At 76.1% G+C, this 14,429-nt stretch carries 17 protein-coding genes; 10 read left to right on the top strand and 7 right to left on the bottom strand.

Annotation, left to right across the window (positions count from 1 at the left end):
* Window positions 1-43: 43 nt before the first annotated feature.
* From E9549_RS07065 to E9549_RS07055, 3 genes are all read left to right on the top strand, one after another.
* A complete protein-coding gene (locus tag E9549_RS07065) occupies window positions 44-1,423 on the top strand; it encodes a wax ester/triacylglycerol synthase family O-acyltransferase (RefSeq protein WP_236825827.1) in 1,380 nt (459 codons plus the stop codon).
* Window positions 1,424-1,469: 46 nt separating this feature from the next.
* Window positions 1,470-1,982: a hypothetical protein gene (locus tag E9549_RS07060; RefSeq protein ID WP_236825826.1), complete on the top strand. Its 513-nt coding sequence runs from the start codon at window positions 1,470-1,472 to the stop codon at window positions 1,980-1,982.
* Window positions 1,983-2,060: 78 nt separating this feature from the next.
* A complete protein-coding gene (locus tag E9549_RS07055) occupies window positions 2,061-2,570 on the top strand; it encodes a MaoC family dehydratase (RefSeq protein ID WP_236825825.1) in 510 nt (169 codons plus the stop codon).
* 28 nt (window positions 2,571-2,598) lie between these two features.
* Here the strand turns inward: E9549_RS07055 and E9549_RS07050 are convergent, their stop codons facing one another.
* Window positions 2,599-3,015: an NUDIX domain-containing protein gene (locus E9549_RS07050; RefSeq protein ID WP_236825824.1), complete on the bottom strand. Its 417-nt coding sequence runs from the start codon at window positions 3,013-3,015 to the stop codon at window positions 2,599-2,601.
* 80 nt (window positions 3,016-3,095) lie between these two features.
* Between E9549_RS07050 and E9549_RS07045 the strand changes: the two genes are divergently transcribed.
* From E9549_RS07045 to E9549_RS07025, 5 genes are all read left to right on the top strand, one after another.
* Window positions 3,096-3,719, top strand: a complete 624-nt coding sequence (locus E9549_RS07045) for a DUF6758 family protein (RefSeq protein WP_236825823.1) — start codon at window positions 3,096-3,098, stop codon at window positions 3,717-3,719.
* 165 nt (window positions 3,720-3,884) lie between these two features.
* Entirely contained in the window at window positions 3,885-4,043 is a 159-nt protein-coding gene (locus E9549_RS07040) for a hypothetical protein (RefSeq protein WP_236825822.1), read from the top strand.
* 4 nt (window positions 4,044-4,047) lie between these two features.
* Window positions 4,048-4,683, top strand: coding sequence for a PH domain-containing protein (locus E9549_RS07035; protein ID WP_236825821.1), 636 nt, complete (start codon window positions 4,048-4,050; stop codon window positions 4,681-4,683).
* Between the two features lie 50 nt (window positions 4,684-4,733).
* Window positions 4,734-5,591, top strand: coding sequence for a PHP domain-containing protein (locus E9549_RS07030; RefSeq protein ID WP_236825820.1), 858 nt, complete (start codon window positions 4,734-4,736; stop codon window positions 5,589-5,591).
* Window positions 5,592-5,628: 37 nt separating this feature from the next.
* Window positions 5,629-6,489 (top strand): PD-(D/E)XK nuclease family protein, encoded by an 861-nt coding sequence (locus E9549_RS07025; RefSeq protein ID WP_236825819.1) that lies wholly within the window; start codon window positions 5,629-5,631, stop codon window positions 6,487-6,489.
* A gap of 26 nt (window positions 6,490-6,515) precedes the next feature.
* Here E9549_RS07025 and E9549_RS07020 read toward each other — a convergent pair whose 3' ends face one another.
* The 4 genes from E9549_RS07020 to E9549_RS07005 are packed head-to-tail and all read right to left on the bottom strand — an operon-like array spanning window position 6,516 to window position 11,003.
* Window positions 6,516-7,379: an oxygenase MpaB family protein gene (locus E9549_RS07020; protein ID WP_236825818.1), complete on the bottom strand. Its 864-nt coding sequence runs from the start codon at window positions 7,377-7,379 to the stop codon at window positions 6,516-6,518.
* Window positions 7,376-8,296 (bottom strand): alpha/beta fold hydrolase, encoded by a 921-nt coding sequence (locus E9549_RS07015; protein ID WP_236825817.1) that lies wholly within the window; start codon window positions 8,294-8,296, stop codon window positions 7,376-7,378. Before E9549_RS07015 ends, E9549_RS07020 begins: the two co-directional genes overlap by 4 nt.
* 47 nt (window positions 8,297-8,343) lie before the next feature.
* Complete coding sequence (locus E9549_RS07010) at window positions 8,344-9,477, bottom strand: PQQ-binding-like beta-propeller repeat protein (RefSeq protein ID WP_236825816.1); 1,134 nt, start codon at window positions 9,475-9,477, stop codon at window positions 8,344-8,346.
* 11 nt (window positions 9,478-9,488) lie between these two features.
* Window positions 9,489-11,003: a DEAD/DEAH box helicase gene (locus E9549_RS07005; RefSeq protein ID WP_236825815.1), complete on the bottom strand. Its 1,515-nt coding sequence runs from the start codon at window positions 11,001-11,003 to the stop codon at window positions 9,489-9,491.
* Between the two features lie 469 nt (window positions 11,004-11,472).
* Between E9549_RS07005 and E9549_RS07000 the strand changes: the two genes are divergently transcribed.
* Window positions 11,473-12,123: a ferritin-like fold-containing protein gene (locus E9549_RS07000; RefSeq protein WP_236825814.1), complete on the top strand. Its 651-nt coding sequence runs from the start codon at window positions 11,473-11,475 to the stop codon at window positions 12,121-12,123.
* A 113-nt stretch (window positions 12,124-12,236) separates the two neighbouring features.
* Here E9549_RS07000 and E9549_RS06995 read toward each other — a convergent pair whose 3' ends face one another.
* Both E9549_RS06995 and E9549_RS06990 read right to left on the bottom strand, forming a co-directional pair.
* Complete coding sequence (locus tag E9549_RS06995) at window positions 12,237-12,473, bottom strand: DUF3107 domain-containing protein (RefSeq protein ID WP_236825813.1); 237 nt, start codon at window positions 12,471-12,473, stop codon at window positions 12,237-12,239.
* Between the two features lie 99 nt (window positions 12,474-12,572).
* Window positions 12,573-13,217, bottom strand: coding sequence for a TetR/AcrR family transcriptional regulator (locus E9549_RS06990; protein WP_236825812.1), 645 nt, complete (start codon window positions 13,215-13,217; stop codon window positions 12,573-12,575).
* Between the two features lie 71 nt (window positions 13,218-13,288).
* Here E9549_RS06990 and E9549_RS06985 point away from each other — a divergent pair, with 71 nt between their 5' ends.
* Entirely contained in the window at window positions 13,289-14,335 is a 1,047-nt protein-coding gene (locus tag E9549_RS06985) for an alpha/beta fold hydrolase (RefSeq protein ID WP_236825811.1), read from the top strand.
* The last annotated feature ends 94 nt before the right edge of the window (window positions 14,336-14,429 follow it).

The raw sequence follows: 14,429 nt of genomic DNA, 5'->3' as shown, positions 1-14,429 counted from the left end.
CCGTCCGCGTCGTAGCGTGAGGGACCGCGCGGGGAGGAGAACGATGGTCGAGCGGCTGGGCACCCTGGAGGCCTCCTTCCTCTACCTGGAGGAGCCCGGCACGCCCATGCACGTCGGCGGGGTGCTCGTCCTCGAGGCGCCCCCGGGCGGGCTCGACGCGCTGGCGGCCCTGGTCGAGGCGCGGCTGCCCCTGGTGCCCCGGTACCGGCAGCGGGTGGCCGAGGTGCCCGGGCACCTCGCCAACCCGGTGTGGGTGGACGACCCCGAGTTCGACATCACCTACCACCTGCGCCGGTCGGGGCTGCCGCGGCCGGGGACCGAGCGGCAGCTGCTCGACCTGGTCTCCCGGCTGATGTCCCGCCCCCTGGACCGCCGCCGCCCGCTGTGGGAGGCCTACCTGGTCGAGGGGCTGGAGGGGGACCGGGTCGCGGTGGTCACCAAGACCCACCCCGCGCTGGTGGACGGGCTCGGCGCCGTCGACATCGGCCAGGTGCTGCTCGACGTCTCCCCGGACGCGCCGGTGCCCGAGCCGGACGAGTGGCGGCCCCGGCGGTCGCCGTCCGGTGCCGAGCTGGTGTGGGCGGCCTTCGAGGACTACCGGCGCCGCCCGTCCTCGCTCGTGGAGCTCGCCCGCTCCGCCGTCACCGACGCGCACGCGACCGCCGTGCGGATCGGTGGCGTGGCCGGCGGGCTGGTGCGCACGGCGCGCTCGGCGATCCTCCCGGCGCCGCACAGCCCGCTGAACGCGCCGATCGGGCGGCAGCGCCGGGTCGCGGTGGCCTGCGCCGATCTCGACGACCTCAAGCGGGTCCGCAAGGCGCACGGCGGGACGGTCAACGACGTGCTGCTCACCGTCGTCGCCGGTGCGCTGCGGGAGTGGCTGCTCTCGCGCGGCGAGCCGCTGGTCGGCGGCACGTCGGTGCGCGCCCTCGTGCCGGTGTCGGTGCAGGACGAGGACGGCACCGGCGGCAACCAGGTCACCTCCCACCTGGTCGACCTGCCGGTCGGCGAGCCCAACCCCCGGGTCCGCCTCGCCCGCCTGACCTACGCCATGCGCGGGATGACCCAGCACGGGCGGTCGGTCGGCGCGGACAGCCTGATCGCGCTGAGCGGCTTCGCCCCCTCGACGCTGCACGCGCTCGGCGCCCGCGCCGCGCGCGGGCTCTCCCGGCGGCTGTTCAACCTCGTCGTCACCAACGTGCCCGGCCCGCAGGTGCCCCTGTACGCCGCCGGCGGCCGGGTGCTCGACGTCTTCCCCGTCGTGCCGCTGGCCCGGGGGCAGGGGCTCTCGATCGGCATGACCTCCTACGACGGCACGGTGTTCTTCGGCCTCAACGCCGACCGGGACAGCGTCAGCGACGTCGAGGTGCTCGCCGACCTCATCGAGCAGGAGGTCGCGGGGCTGGTCGAGACCTCGACCTGAGCCGGCGGCTACGGTCGACCTTCCACCGACGAAGGGGGTCGACCGGGTGCGCGTGTACCTGCCGGCGACGACGAACGTGCTCCGCACCCTGGTCGACGAGGGGCGGCTGCCCGCTCCGCAGACCGTCTTCGCGATCACCCCCGAGCTGCGCCGCTTCTACGCGGTGAGCGACGCGGAGGCCGACACCGAGGAACTCGAGTACGCCGCCCTCCTCGCCGCGGCGCGCGCCAGCCTGCGGCTGCTCGACCTCGACCCGCTGGCGGTCCGCCGCCGCGCCGTGCTCGCCGCCGACGTGCCCGACGCCGCGGTGACCCCGATGGACGACCCGCACGTCGACCCGGGCGCGGCCCGCCTCGAGCACGAGATCCGGGTCGAGGAGGTGGCGAGCGCGCACCTCGACGACGCCGAGGCCGAGGAGGACGTCCGCGCCGCGGTCGCCGTCGTCCTGGAGGCCGACCTCGGCAGCGAGGACGCGCAGTTCGTCGTCGACCAGGCCGAGGGGCACGAGCTCGGCTGGTACGCCACGCAGGAGATCGGCCCGGTCCTCGAGCTGCTGTGACCGGGCGCCCGCGGGAGCGGGCGGCGCCCCCTCCGTAGGATCACGCCGTTCTGGAGCGTCGACGTCGGGAGCGAGCACATGCAGTTCGGTCGGTACTACGAGGAGTTCGAGGTCGGGGCCGTCTACAAGCACTGGCCCGGGAAGACCGTCACCGAGTACGACGACCACCTGTTCTGCCTGCTGACGATGAACCACCACCCGCTGCACATGGACGTCAACTACGCGGAGAAGACCACCGACTTCGGCAAGAACGTGGTCGTCGGCAACTACATCTACTCGCTGCTGCTGGGCATGAGCGTCCCCGACGTCTCGGGCAAGGCGATCGCCAACCTGGAGATCGAGTCGCTGCGGCACGTCGCCCCGACCTTCCACGGCGACACCATCTACGGCGAGACCACGGTGCTGGACAAGACGCCGTCCAAGTCCAAGGACGACCGCGGCGTCGTGCACGTCGAGACCATCGGCTACAAGCAGGACGGCACCGTCGTCTGCATCTTCCGCCGCAAGGTCATGGTGCCCAAGCGCTCCTACGGCGAGGCCCGCGGCGGCGAGCAGCCCGGCCGCCCGGAGCCCGCGCCCCGCGGCTGAGCTGAGGCCGGTGGGGCGTGCTGCCCGGTCAGTCCGGCAGCACGCCCCACCCGCGCAGCGTCTCCACCAGCCGGGGCGTGCAGGGCAGGCCGGCGAGGGTGGCGGCGTCGGCGAAGACGGCGTCGGCCGCGTCGTCCCCGGCCACCGGCCGCGCACCGGGGTCCAGGAGGGTGCAGGCGAGGTCGACGACGTCGTAGACGACCGCACCGCCCTCGATGCGGATGCGACCCACCTCCGCGCCGGCCCGCACCCGCAGCCCGGTCTCCTCGCGCACCTCCCGCTCCACGGCGCCGGCCGCGGTCTCGCCGGGCTCGACGCGGCCCCCGGGCAGCGACCACAGGCCCCGCCCTGGCTCGTTGCGCCGGCGGACCAGCAGCAGGCGGCGGTCCCGGTCGTGCACGACGGCGCCGACGCACGGCACCGCCGGCGGATCGGCGGCGGTCACGCCCGCAGGTTACGCAGGCCGCCGGTGCCGGGCGGCGGCTGCGCTTGACGATCCGCGCCGCTCCCGAGACCGTGTCCCCGATGAGTGCGTCGCCGGTCTGCCCGCGCTGCGGTGAGCCACTGGTCGTCCGCCACGGGTCCGCGGCGCACGCCTGGTGCCACCTGCACGGCGCGGTCACCCCGCTGCACCACACCGCGCTGGTCGCCCACGACGCCATCGCCGCCGTCACCGCCGACGCCCGGGTGCCGGCGTGGGTGCCCGACCCCATGCCGTCGGGGTGGGCCGTCACCGGCCTGGCCTGGGGCGGCGAACCGGGTGCCCGTGCCATCGTCGTCGACTGCGCCGGTCCGGCGCCCCTCGGGGGCGCCGCCGAACTGGTGCTGGTGGCCGAGGAGCCCGGCACCGGCGTGGGGTGCGGCTACGCCGGCCTCCCCGGGCTCGACCCCGGGGACGTGATCTCCGGGCCGAGCTCGGTCGGCGTCGAGGCCGCCGGTCAGCACGCCCCGTTGTGGGCGGTGCCGACCCGCGAGGACCGGGCGGCGTTCGTGGGGGAGGCCTACGGGGTCTGGCTGTGGCTGGTGATGTGGCCGATGAACGCGGCCTGGCTGCTGGTCGAGCCGCTCCGGCTGCTCGACCTGCGGGAACGCATCTACCCCGACCTGCCGCTGGGGCCGGTGGGGGAGCACCTGCTGCCCGGCCGCTGACCCCGCCCGCGCCGGAACCGGACCGGCCGCCGGCGACCGGCGCGTCGGGTGGGTCGGCCGTGGGGCCTGTGTTACTCATGGGACGAACGCGTCCGCCGCACACCCGGCGGGCCCTCCTGCCGGCCCGGGCACCCGGGCCGCCTTCCCCACACCACGGAGGTGGCGGTGAACCTGAAGAAGGTCCTCACCTGGCTGGTCGTCGCCTTCGTCCTCTTCTACGTGATCCAGGCGCCGGAGTCCTCCGCGCAGCTGGTGCGCAACGCCGGCGAGGCGCTCGGCGACGCCGCCTCCTCCCTCGCGCAGTTCGTCGGCTCCCTCGTCTGAGCCCGTGAGCGCCCCCGAAGGGCTGCCGACCCGGGCCGCCAAGGACGTCCGGAAGTACCTGCTGGACGACGAGGACGCGGTCGTGGTGACGCGCCGGCACTGGGCGGTGCTCATCGTGCCGACCCTGAAGTTCCTGCCGGTGCTGCTGGCCGGCGGCTGGTTGCTGGTGCTCGACCCGGAGAACGGGGTGACCAGCACGGTCGGGATGCTCGTCGTGCTGGCGGCGGTGCTCACCTACGCCCTGCGCGTCGGCGAGTGGTGGTTCCGGCACTTCATCGTCAGCCGGCGGCGGGTGCTGCTCACCTCGGGGGTCATCGTCCGCACCGTCACCCTGCTGCCGCTGCGCCGGATCACCGACCTGACGTGGAAGGAGACGTTCTTCGGCCAGATCCTCGGCTACGGGACCTTCCGCTTCGAGTCGGCCGGGCAGCAGCAGGGGCTGTCGGAGATCACCTTCCTGCCGCGCGCCGGTGACCTGTACCGCGAGGTCAGCGGCCTGCTGTTCGGCAGCGACTGGGGCAGCGCCTCGTCCGGCGACGACGAGGGCAACCCGGAGGCGCCGCCCCCGGCCGGACCGGTCGCGACCGGCGGGCGGCGGGACACCGAACCCCTCCCGCAGATCCGGCCGCGCGAGCCGTGAGCGGGCCGCCAGCGGGTGGCGCCGGCCGGTGTGGGGCAGGCTGAGCCGTGATGCGGATCGACCTGCACACGCACTCCTCGGTGTCCGACGGCACCGACGACCCCGCCGCGCTGCTCGCCGCTGCGCGGGCGGCGGGGCTCGACGTGGTCGCGCTCACCGACCACGACACGACCGCGGGGTGGGCGGCGGCGGAGGCCCACCGTCCCGCCGGGCTCACCGTCGTCCCCGGCATGGAGCTGTCCTGCCGCTGGTTCCCCGCGGACGAGCCGCCGGTCAGCGTGCACCTGCTCGGCTACCTCTTCGACCCGCTGCACCCGGCGTTCGCCGCGGAGCGGGCCCGGCTGCGCGACGAGCGCCTGGGCCGCGCGGAGCGGATCGTGGCGGCGCTGGCCGCCGACGGCTACCCGGTCTCCTGGGCCGAACTGGTCGAGCAGGCCGCCGGCGGCGTCGTCGGGCGGCCGCACGTGGCGGCGGCGCTGGTCCGGGCCGGCGTGGTGCGCAGCGTCGAGGAGGCGTTCGCCGGGCTGCTGCACCACCGCAGCCCCTACTACGTGAGCAAGGCCGACACCGACGTCCGGGAGGGGATCGCCCTGGTCCGGGCGGCCGGCGGCGTGCCGGTGTTCGCCCACGGGCTGGCCACGAAGCGCGGCCGGGTGGTGGGCGACGACGCGATCGCCGCCATGACCGCGGCCGGGCTGCTGGGCCTGGAGGTCGACCACCCCGACCACACCCCCGGGCAGCGCGCGCACCTGCGCGGGCTGGCCGCCGACCTCGGCCTGCTGGTCACCGGCTCCAGCGACCACCACGGCACCAACAAGCAGACGCCGCTCGGCGCCTGCACGACCGACCCCGGGCAGTACGAGCGCCTGGTGGCGGCCGGGACCGGCGCCGCGCCCTGGCGCGACTGAGGCGGGCACGTCGCCCCCCGCGGCTACCGTGACCGGCATGCGCAACCCCACCGATGGCGGGCAGGCGGTCCTGCCCGGCATGCCGCGCCGGCTGCTGCGCGCCTCCCCGAAGTCGCTCGGCGACTTCTCCGACTGCCCCCGGCGCTACCGGTTCGCCAACGTCGACCGGCCCACCCCGCCCCGCGGCCCGCGGTTCGCCCACCACACGGTGGGGACGGCGCTGCACCAGGTGCTCTCCGCGTGGTGGGACCTGCCGGTCGAGCGCCGCACCCCCGGCGCCGCGCGGCAGCTGCTCATCGGCGCGTGGAGCCCGGCCGGCTTCCGGGACGACGAGCAGTCCGACCGCTGGCGGGCGCGGGCGGCCGGCTGGCTCACCGACTACCTGGCCCGCGTCGACCCCACCGAGGAGCCCCGCGCACGGGAGCGCACGGTCAGCACGATGACCGAGCGGATGACGCTCTCGGGGCGGGTGGACCGCATCGACGAGCGCGGCGACGAACTGGTGGTCGTGGACTACAAGACCGGCCGCTCGCCGAGCACCGATGACGAGGCCCGCGGCTCGCAGGCGCTGGCGCTCTACGTCCTCGCCGTCCGCCGCACCCTGCGCCGGCCCTGCACCCGGGTGGAGCTGCACCACGTGCCCACCGGCACGGTCGCCGCCTTCGAGCACACCGAGCGGTCGCTGGCCAACCACGTGCGGCGCGCCGAGGACGTCGCGATCGACATCCAGGCGGCGAGCGAGGCGGTGGCCGCGGGCGCGGACCCCGACGCCGCCTTCCCGGCCGTGCCGGGGCGGCAGTGCGGCTGGTGCGACTTCCGGTCGAGCTGCCCCGCCGGCCAGGCCGCCGGTCCCGCCCGCGAGCCGTGGAGCTTCCTCCCCGAGGACGACGGGGCGTGACCCGGAGTCCCGCTGCTGCCGGCCCCTCAGCCCGCGGTGCGGGCGAGACCGGCCAGCACGATCGGTGACCGGTACGCCCGCTCGGGGAGCGCCAGGAACCCGGCCCGGAACGCCTTCACCCCCGCCGTCGCCGCGGCGTCGGTGAGCGCCAGCCCGGGCAGCGAGTACAGCTGCCGGGCCCAGGCGGGCAGCAGCGCGAAGCAGAGCCCGGCCAGGCCACCCCACACGGGCCGGGCCGGCGTGAGCACCTGCAGCCACCCGGGCATCGGCGGGAGGAACAGGTCCCGGACACCCTTCCGGGCCGCCGGGGTGGCGGCCAGCGACGGCCGGATGACCTCGAAGTAGGCGTCGAGCTCGGCGACCGAGCGGGGCACCGTCCCCAGCGGCACCCCCACGAGGTGGGCGAAGGCCACCTGCTCGGCCACGTAGCGGTCGGCGTCGGCCTCCGACAGCGCCACGCCGGCCCGGCGCGCCGTCGTCAGGATCGACCGCACGGCGCAGGCGTGCACCCACAGCAGCAGGTCGGGGTCGTCGACCCGGTACGCCCGGCCGGTCGTCTCCTCGACGCCCGACAGCTTCCGGTGGTAGCCGCGCACGCGGGCGGCCATCCGGCGGGCCTCGGTCCGCCGGCCGAAGACGACCGTCTCCATGTACTGACCGGTGCGCGTCATGCGCATCCACCAGTCGTCCTTGAAACCCGCGGAGTTCCGCGCCACGCCGTCCATCGCCACCGGGTGCAGGGCCTGGAGCATCAGCGAGCCCATCGCGCCGACGTGGTAGGCCGGGTCACCGTGGATCCGCCAGGTCACGCTGCCCGGGCCGAAGAAGCCGAGCCGGTCCTCCTCCTCGGTCCAGTCCGCGGGGGAGGGCAGCGGCGCCAGCCGGCTCACGACCGCTCCCCGGCGCCGGACCAGAAGTCGCACAGCACCTCGATGGTGCGCGGCGGGTTCTCGACGGCGGGGGAGTGGATGGCGAAGTCGATGACCTCGTGCCGGGCGCCCAGCCGCCGCGCCATGTCGGCCTGCACGTGCGGCAGCCAGGCGTCGTCGGCCTCGCCGTGCGCGACCAGGACCGGCACCCCCGTGGCCCGGAGCTCCTCCACCCGGTCCGGCTCGGCCAGCATCGCGTCGGCCATGCCGCGGAGCCCGGCGGCGGAGTTGCGGAGGAAGCGCCGGGAGTAGAACGCCCGGGTCGGCGCCGGCACGGCCTGCGCCTTCGGGTCGGTCATCGCCACCTGCTCGAGGGTCTCGTGCACGAGCGGTACCCCGCCGGCGTCCAGCAGCGGGCCGAGGTGGTCGAGCAGCTCGGCCCGGCGGCCGGTGAGCCGCGAGGGGCCCGAGCCCAGCAGCGTGAACGTGGTGAACAGCGCCGGCTCGGCGATGACGGCGGCCCGGGTCACCAGCCCGCCGAAGCTGTGCCCCAGCAGGTGCAGCGGCCCGGTGGCCTCCTCGCGCAGGACGCGTGCCACCGCGCGCACGTCGTCGCCCAGGACCTCGACCGAGTACTGCGCCGGGTCGTCCGGGCCGGGGGACTCGTACTGCCCGCGCTGGTCCAGCACCACCACGCGGTAGCCGGCGGCGGCCAGCGGGCGCAGCAGCGGGGCGAAGTCCTCCTTGCTACCCGTGTAGCCGGCCACCATCAGCACCGTGCCGAGCGCGGCGCTGCCGCCGGTGTCCAGGGCGGCCAGCGGCCCGGCCCCGCCCTCGAAGGTGCGCGGGACGGCGTCGTGCTGCGCCAGCTGGCGGAGGTCGTCGGGCGCGATGGCGATGGACAGGGCGTGGGCATCGGGGCCGCCGGGCAGGACCATGTGCCCAGTGAACTACCACGGCGCCGGGCGTGCCGCACCGGTGGCGTTCAGCGGTAGGCGCGGACCTCGCCGGGCAGCGCGAGCACCACCGCGGGGCCGGCGACGGCGGCCACCGCGCCGTCGGGCAGCGCGGGCGCAGCGGTCCGGCCGGACTCCGCTCCGGTCGCGGGGTCGAGGTGGAGGAGCCCGTCGGAGGTGGGGACGGGGAGCGCCGGCGTGCCGTCCGCGGTGTCCGGACCCGCGGGCAGGCCGGTGGCCGGGGTGGACCACAGCGGGCGCGCGGACCCCGGCTCCACCGCCGTCAGCGTGCCCGCGGCGAGGACCAGCAGGGCGGGGTCCGTGGCCACCTGCCGGACCGCCGCGCCGGGCTCGGCGGGCAGGGTGGTGAGCAGCGAGCCGTCGGCGGCGGACAGCAGCTGCACCTCGTCGTCCACCCGGACGACGACCGGCAGGTCCGCTCCCACCAGCTCGGGGGTGCCTCCCCCCGCCGGCAGGTCACGGGCCCAGTGCAGGTCGCCGTCGAAACCGTCCACCAGCCGCAGCTGGGGGTCGGTGGAGCCGGCGCACCGCTGCAGCACCGCCACGCCCGCGTCGCCGGCGGCCGACTGCAGCAGCTCGCAGCCGTCCGGGGGGACGTACCGCCAGCGGATGCCGCCGCCGGCCGGGTCCAGGGTGACGATGCCCGTCGGGGTGGCGGCGAGCACGATCCGGTCGGTGGAGCCGAGGGTCACCCCGGGGCGGAAGTTCACGTTGCGCGTCCAGGCGCGCACCCCCGTGCCGGCGTCGAGGGCGACCGCCTCGTCGCAGCGGTCCGCGGTGCGGAACACGGCGACCACGACGCCGTCGGTCACCGTGGCCCCGCACAGCACCGCGTTCTCGCGGGTGTAGTGCCAGGCCTCCTCGCCGCTCAGCGGGTCCAGGCCCCGGACACCCTGCGGGGAGCCGACCAGCACCCGGCCCTCGGCGACGACGCCGCCGTGGAGCGGGTCGGCCTCGGTGGTCCACGCCTCGGAGACGGCGCCGGCCGGCGGCCCCGGGGGGACGTCGGCCGGCGCAGCGGTGGTGCTGGAGGTGGCGGCGGCGTCGGAACCCCGCCACAGCAGGACGGCGACGGCGACCAGCGCCAGCGTGGCCGCCGCCCAGACCCACACCCGCAGCGGCGGGGACTCCAGCCGTGCCATCGCGGGGTGGGTCAGCTCGCGGGGTCGGCGCCCGTCGCCGCGCCCTCGGCGGCCGCTCCGCCGCGCCCGGCACCGCCGCGCCGGCGGCGCCGGCGGCGCGGCTTGGCGCTCCCGCCCTCGGCGGCGGGGGCGTCGGTCGCGGCGGGCGCGTCCGGCTGGGCGGCGTCACCGGTGGCGTCGTCGGCGCTCCCGCCCCCGCTGCGCCGGGTGCGGCGCCGCGGCCGGCTCTTGCCGCCGTCGGCCGGGCGGTCGTCGTCGGCGGGACGCGAGCCACCCCCGGCGGGGCGGTTGCGCTTGCCGGTCTCGCCGAGGTCCTCGAGCGTCTCGGCCTCCAGGCCCTCACGGGTGCGCTGGGAGCGGGGCAGCCGGCCCTTGGCGCCCTCGGGGACGTCCAGGTCGGTGTAGACCCACGGCGAGGTGGAGTAGGTCTCCGGCGGGTCGGTGAAGCCCAGGTCGAGCGCCTTGTCGATCAGCTGCCAGCGGGGGATGTCGTCCCAGTCGACCAGGGTGACCGCGACACCGGTGCTGCCGGCGCGGCCGGTCCGGCCGATGCGGTGCACGTAGGTCTTCTCGTCCTCGGGGCACTGGTAGTTCACGACGTGGCTGACGCCGGTGACGTCGATGCCTCGGGCGGCGACGTCGGTGGCGACCAGGACGTCGACCTTCCCGCTGCGGAAGGCCCGCAGCGCCTGCTCGCGGGCGCCCTGGCCCAGGTCGCCGTGCACGGCGGCAGCGGCGAACCCGCGGTCGACCAGCTCGTCTGCGACCTTCTGCGCGGTGCGCTTGGTGCGGCAGAACACCATGGCCAGGCCGCGGTCGCGGGCCTGCAGCACCCGGGAGAGCAGCTCGGGCTTGTCCAGGTTGTGCGCCCGGTAGATGAACTGCGTGGTCTGCGGGACCGTCGAGCCCTCGTCGTTGCCGTGCGCCCGGATGTGCGTGGGCTGGGTCATGAACGACCGGGAGAGGGTGACGATCGGGCCCGGCATCGTCGCCGAGAACAGCATGGTCTGCCGCTTCTCGGGGACCATCGCGAGGATCCGCTCGATGTCGGGCAGGAAGCCCAGGTCGAGCATCTCGTCGGCCTCGTCGAGGACGAGGACCCGCACCTTGCCCAGGATCAGGTCGCCGCGCTGGGCGAGGTCGAGCAGCCGCCCCGGCGTCCCGACGACGACCTCGACGCCGTTGCGCAGCGACTCGATCTGCGGCTCGAAGGCGCGGCCGCCGTAGATCGCCTGCACGCGGATGCCGCGCTTGCTGCCGGCGGTGCCCAGGTCGCGGGCGACCTGCACGCAGAGCTCGCGGGTGGGGACGACGACCAGCGCCTGCGGGACACCGTCGGCGCCCTCGGCGGGCGGGGTCACGCGGGTCAGCAGCGGGACGCCGAAGCCGAGGGTCTTGCCGGTTCCCGTGCGGGCCTGGCCGATGAGGTCGTTGCCGGCCAGCGCCAGGGGCAGCGTGAGCTCCTGGATGGCGAAGGTGCGGGTGATCCCGGCGTCGGCCAGCGCGGCCACGATGTCGGGGTGCACGTCGAAGTCGCTGAACAGCGGGCTGTCGGCGGCGACGGGGGCGCCGCCGAGCTCCTCGACGGCCTGCTCGAGCTCCTCGGGGGCGGGCGCGCCGGTCTCGGCGTGCTCCAGCTCGGGTGCGGTGGTGGGGTTCTGGTCGGTGGAGGTCAGTGGTCTCGCCTCTGGTCTGCTGGGGGACCGGCTGCGGCAGCGGTGTCGCCGCCTCGCGCCCGTCCCGGGTCTGGTGTCGCGGGATCGGTTCCAGCGCCGACGCGGCCAGCAGAACCGGACCTCGCCACGGCCCGGGAGACAGCCCGGGGGGCGTCGTCCAGCGGTCGTCAGCGCGCAGATGTACGAGCGTGCCCGGAGGCTCGCCGATTCCCATGCTAGCGCGAGCACCGGTTAGCCTCTCGGCGCCGCGCTCCCCGCTGTCGGGTGCATCACTCGTCGGGGGCGGCCGGCACCCCCGTCGCCGAGCCCAGGAGATGCCGTGCCACCGGTCGAGAACACGGCGGTCGCCGACCTGCTCGGGGTGCTCGCCTACGCCGAGCTGACCGCCTTCGACCGGCTGGCCGAGGACGCCCGCATGGCGCCCTCGCTCACCGGCCGGGCCGCGCTCGCCCGGATGGCCGCGGCCGAGATCGGGCACCACTTCCGGCTCACCGCCCGGCTGGAGGAGCTGGGGGTGGACCCGTCGGCGGCGATGGAGCCGTTCGTCTCCGCGCTCGACACCTTCCACGAGAGCACCCGCCCCAGCACCTGGCTGGAGGGGCTGGTGAAGGCCTACGTGGGCGACGGCCTGGCCGCCGACTTCTACCGCGAGATCGCCGGCTTCCTGCCCGAACCCGACCGCGGGCTGGTGCTCGACGTGCTCGCCGACACGGGGTACGCGGACTTCGCCGTCCGCGAGGTGCGCGCCGCGATCGCCGCCGACCGGTCGGTCGCCGGCCGGCTGGCGCTGTGGGGGCGGCGGCTCGTGGGCGAGGCGATGACCCGGTCGCAGGCCGTCATCGCCGAGCACGACCCGCTCGCCGAGCTCATCATCTCCGGCACCGGCGACCTCTCGGGCGTCGGCCGGCTCATCGAGCGCATCACCCAGGCGCACACGGCGCGGATGAAGGCGCTCGGGCTCAACCCCTGACACCGAGGCGCTCCGTGGGGAGGCCCTGGCCCCGCGGGGGCACCGGTCGCGACCCCGAGCACGACGACGGGGCGCCACCGCGGTGCGGTGACGCCCCGTCCGGGCGGCCTGGGTCAGGCGCCGGCGATGAACCCGACGCGGCGCTGGTCGGCCTGCGCGATCTCCACGTAGGCGATGCGGTCGACGGGGACGAGGACCTGGCGGCCCCGCTCGTCGACCAGGGTGAGCAGGCCGTCCTTGGTCGAGCCCGACATGGCCTTGGCCACCTCGGCCGCGATCTCGTCGGGGGTCCTGGGGCTGTCGATGACCAGCTCCTTGGGCGAGTGCTGGACGCCGATCTTGACTTCCACGTGGGCGATGCCTCCTCGTTGCGCGACTGGCCCCAACGCTAGTGCAGACCGCCCCGCCGGCACCCGGCGAGCGGGTGCGCCGTCAGCGAACGCAGCTCCTCAGGGAGCGGGCTGGTCGCCGTCCACGCGCGGGAACCCGGAGATGCCGCGCCAGGCCAGCGCGGACATGAGCGAGACCGCCTCGTCGCGGGTCACCGTGCCCTTCCGCGGCAGCCACCAGCGGGCGCTGCTCTCGGCCAGCCCGGACAGGCCCGAGGCCAGCAGGAGGGCGCGCTCGGGGTCCGCACCGGTGTCGGCCGCGATGACACCGGCGATGGCTTCGACGCACAGCGCGGTACCGCGGTCGACGATGGCGCGCACGTCGTCGTCGTTGCGCAGGTCGGACTCGAACACCAGCCGGAAAGCCTCGCCGTCGGCGTCGATGAAGTCGAAGTAGGCGCCGACGGCGGCGTCGACCCGGGCCCGGTTGTCGGCGGTGCCGCCCATGGCCTCTGCCACCCGGCGGGCCAGCTCGGTGACGTGCTCCTCCAGGAGCGCCAGGTAGAGCTCGCGCTTGCCGGGGAAGTGCTGGTAAAGCACCGGCTTGCTCACCCCGGCGCGGACGGCGATGTCGTCCATCGCCGCGGCGTGGAAACCGTGCGCGACGAAGACGTCCTGGGCCGCGCGCAGCAGCTGGAGCCGGCGTGCACCGCGCGGCAGGCGGGAGGTGCGCCGGTTGACCGCGGCGGGCTGTGGAGGCTGCATGGCAGGGGGATGCTACCGACGGGTTCGTGCCGCGCTCGACCGATGGGTACGCAGCGTTACCGTCGAGGGTGATGTCCGAGGCAGCGCTCTCCCCGACCCCCCTGCCGGTGCTGGGCTCCGTCGTGCCGCCGTGGCCGGGGGTCGGGGTGCCGGTGCGCGGCGGGGAGGTGTTCGTGCGCCGCACGCCGTGGAGGGGCCCGGTCGAGGACGGCGCGGGGGCGGACGCGCCGCGGGAGCGGGCGCTCTACGTGCACGGCCTGGGTGGCGCTTCCACCAACTGGACCGACCTCGCGGCCCTGCTCGCGGTCCGGTTCGACGGCTGGGCGGTCGACCTGCCCGGGTTCGGCCGGTCGGGCCCCCCGGCTCGCGGCCGGTACTCCATCCGCGGCCACGTCCGCGCCGTCGTCGACGTCCTCGAGCACGTCGTCGCCGAGCCGGGCCCGGGCCAGGGTCACCCGGTGCACCTGGTCGGCAACTCGCTCGGTGGCCTGGTGAGCCTGCTGGCCGCGGCCCTGCGCCCGGACCTCGTGGCGACGCTGACGCTGGTCTCCCCGGCCATGCCGGTGTACCGGGTGCCTCCGGCGTTCAGCCGGGCGCTGCTGCTCCTGCTGGTCCCCGGTGTCCCGGCGCTCGCCGAGCGCCGGCTGGCCGCCGTCCCGCCCGACGAGAACGTCCGGTCGATGGTGCGGATGTGCTTCGGCGACCCGGCCGCGGTGCCGCGGGAGCGGCTGGAGCAGGCGGTCCGGGAGATGCACGAGCGGGCCCAGCAGCCGTGGGCCGACCGCGCCCTGGCCCGCAGCATGCGCGGACTGATCACCTCCTACCTGCGGCTCGGCCCGGCCAACGCCTGGCGGGCCGCCCGGGGGCTGCGGATGCCCGTCCTGGTGGTCTGGGGCGGCCGCGACCGGCTCGTCGACCCGGCGCTCGCCCCCCGGCTGGCCGCGACCGTGCCCGACGGCCGGCTCCTGCTCCTCGACGGCGTCGGCCACGTGGCGATGCTCGAGGCCCCGGAGCCGACGGCCCGCGCGGTGCTCGGCATGGTCGAGGGCCGGACGGGCGGACCGGGCGTGGCGGAGCCGCCGGCTGTCGCCGAGAGCCCACGCAGCGTGAGACCCTGAGCGCACCGGGGGACGGAGCGAGCGAGCGGGGAGGCGACCGGTGGGAGGACGTCTGACCGACGGCCGCCCCGTGGCCCGCGCCGGACCGCCCCCG

It is taken from the genome of Blastococcus sp. MG754426 (assembly GCF_021699055.1).
GTDB lineage: Bacteria > Actinomycetota > Actinomycetes > Mycobacteriales > Geodermatophilaceae > Blastococcus.
This window is presented reverse-complemented; position numbering and strand designations above follow the sequence as displayed.

What these genes read in the sequence shown, in the direction of transcription:
- E9549_RS07025 (WP_236825819.1), top strand. Translation starts at nt 5,629, where the DNA reads ATGCGCAACCCCACCGATGGCGGGCAGGCGGTCCTGCCCGGCATGCCG.
- E9549_RS06985 (WP_236825811.1), top strand. Translation starts at nt 13,289, where the DNA reads ATGTCCGAGGCAGCGCTCTCCCCGACCCCCCTGCCGGTGCTGGGCTCC.
- E9549_RS07055 (WP_236825825.1), top strand. Translation starts at nt 2,061, where the DNA reads ATGCAGTTCGGTCGGTACTACGAGGAGTTCGAGGTCGGGGCCGTCTAC.
- E9549_RS07030 (WP_236825820.1), top strand. Translation starts at nt 4,734, where the DNA reads ATGCGGATCGACCTGCACACGCACTCCTCGGTGTCCGACGGCACCGAC.
- E9549_RS07015 (WP_236825817.1), bottom strand. Translation starts at nt 8,296, where the DNA reads ATGGTCCTGCCCGGCGGCCCCGATGCCCACGCCCTGTCCATCGCCATC.
- E9549_RS07065 (WP_236825827.1), top strand. Translation starts at nt 44, where the DNA reads ATGGTCGAGCGGCTGGGCACCCTGGAGGCCTCCTTCCTCTACCTGGAG.
- E9549_RS06990 (WP_236825812.1), bottom strand. Translation starts at nt 13,217, where the DNA reads ATGCAGCCTCCACAGCCCGCCGCGGTCAACCGGCGCACCTCCCGCCTG.
- E9549_RS07045 (WP_236825823.1), top strand. Translation starts at nt 3,096, where the DNA reads ATGAGTGCGTCGCCGGTCTGCCCGCGCTGCGGTGAGCCACTGGTCGTC.
- E9549_RS07010 (WP_236825816.1), bottom strand. Translation starts at nt 9,477, where the DNA reads ATGGCACGGCTGGAGTCCCCGCCGCTGCGGGTGTGGGTCTGGGCGGCG.